Origin of the sequence: Nocardia albiluteola (genome assembly GCF_018860155.1) — a bacterium.
Lineage (GTDB): Bacteria > Actinomycetota > Actinomycetes > Mycobacteriales > Mycobacteriaceae > Nocardia > Nocardia albiluteola.
The window spans coordinates 1-1,461 of the sequence record NZ_JAHKNI010000041.1; the positions used below are offsets into that span (position 1 = coordinate 1).

1 protein-coding gene is annotated in these 1,461 nt (G+C 65.8%); it reads left to right on the forward strand.

What is annotated here, in order from left to right; translation table 11 throughout:
- Positions 1-244: 244 nt before the first annotated feature.
- A complete protein-coding gene (locus tag KO481_RS42585) occupies positions 245-1,444 on the forward strand; it encodes an IS110 family RNA-guided transposase (RefSeq protein ID WP_215924463.1) in 1,200 nt (399 codons plus the stop codon).
- Positions 1,445-1,461 lie beyond the last annotated feature (17 nt).

Genomic DNA, 1,461 nt, shown 5'->3' on the forward strand with positions numbered 1-1,461 from the left:
CCGACATTGATGATGTAAGGCGTGTTCCTGCGCTGGTCGTGACTCTGGGTCCGACTGACGCCCTGCTGGGTTGTCCTTAATTTGATCTGTCGGGCCGGTGCGGGGGCCGTAAGTCTCGCACCGGATGGAAGCGGCGGACATGACTTAATCAGGAGCCTGGCAGTTCCCTCGTCAATGTCTTGTCTGCCCGCCGCTTCCTCCGGGGTGAGCCCCAGGTCGACTGACGAAGGAGCCCGTGTTCAGCATGACAGAATCGGTCGAGGTCGTGGCAGGTGTAGACACCCACGCCGACACGATCCACGTAGCGGTTATCACCACGATCGGCAGGCACGTCGCCGACGACGAGTTCCCGACCACACCGGCTGGTTACCAGGCCGCGGTCGCGTTCGTGACCGGGCACGGCCCGCTGCTTCGGGCCGGGGTGGAAGGAACCGCCAGCTACGGCACCGGAATTACCCGGGCCTTGACCGCCGCGGGTATCGAGGTACGCGAAGTGATCCGCCCCGACCGCAGCGCCCGGCGACGCCACGGAAAATCCGATCCCCTCGACGCCTACACCGCGGCCCGGCTCGCGCTGGCCGGACACGACCTGGCCGTCCCAAAAGACGAGCACACCAGCGTGCTGCGAGCACTGCTGTCGGCCCGCCGCTCGGCGGTCAAGGCCCGCACCGCCGCGATCAACCAGATCAAGGCACTACTGATCACCGCCCCCGACCCGATCCGCGAAAAATACCGTAAGACAACAACATCGGTCCTGATCAACACTCTGGCACGCTGCCGGCCCGCGACCGCCACCGACCCGCTCTCGGCCGCGGTCCTTACCGCCGCCAAGGCACTCGCCGAACGCGTGCTGTTCCTGGAGAAACAAGACACCCACCTGACCACCCAGCTCGATCAGCTCACCACCACCATCAACCCCGCCCTGCGCGCGGCCTACGGCGTCGGCCCCGACACCGCCGCACAACTGATCGTCACCGCCGGCACCAACCCGCACCGGCTCACCAGCGAAGCCGCGTTCGCCGCCCTCTGCGGCACCGCCCCGATCCCGGCATCATCGGGAAAAACTCAGCGCCACCGACTCTCCCGCGGCGGCGACCGGGCCGGCAACAACGCCCTGCACCGAATCGCACTGGTACGCATGTCCAGCCACCAACCCACCCGCGACTACGTCATCCGCCACACTGCCAAGGGCCACAGCAAACTAGAGATCCTGCGACGGCTCAAACGCGCGATCGCCCGCGAAGTATTCAAACTGCTCACCCGCGCAATCGCCATCGCCGACTACCACGACCTACGACCAGCACGCCAAGCCAAGAACATCACCGTCACCGCCGCCGCCCGCCACTTCGGACTCTGGCCCACCACCATCTCCCGCATCGAACGCGGACTCCAACGCGACGACGAACTCGCCAACACCTACAGACAATGGCTCACAACCGCTTGACAGCAATAGGAGCATCA